A 501-nucleotide genomic window follows, 5' to 3' on the forward strand; every position below is an offset into this window, starting at 1 on the left:
TTTTCCCTTCCTTACTTTAAGAAAATATTTAGATTTACAGGAATAGTTTAATTGACTATTCTGCAAATCTCGTGTGAATTCATCTCACCGCTTAAAGTCTATGTATCAAAGGTATTTATTTAATTTTAATGTACAACACCGATATTAATATACTGGGAGGAATTCCTGATTATAGCTTAATCTATGCTGCTTTACCCCTTTTGGTGGAAGGTAAAGACGATTTGCATGAATCCCTGGTAAAAAACAATGAATTTGACTTCAGGACAGAAAGATCCCGGATAAGATTTTTCACTTTATTGACATCGGCATTTATAAGTGATAAAGCTGAAATAAATGAATTGTCCTCACAACTTATTCAGCACCTGGGGAATGATGAAAAATCCCGGGCTCTTGTGCTTTTCTGGTTGTTCAGTTTAAATAACAAGCTCTTCTATGAATTAAACCGTGATGTTTTTTTAAAATATTTTTTCCAGGGAAGAGCTGAATTGCCAAAATCTGATG

General features: G+C 33.5%; 1 protein-coding gene. It reads left to right on the top strand.

What is annotated here, in order from left to right:
* Positions 1-128: 128 nt before the first annotated feature.
* The coding region (locus HC175_RS17625; protein WP_168139589.1) for a DUF1819 family protein at positions 129-501 on the top strand (373 nt) is incomplete at its 3' end.

The organism is Salinimicrobium oceani, assembly GCF_012037645.1.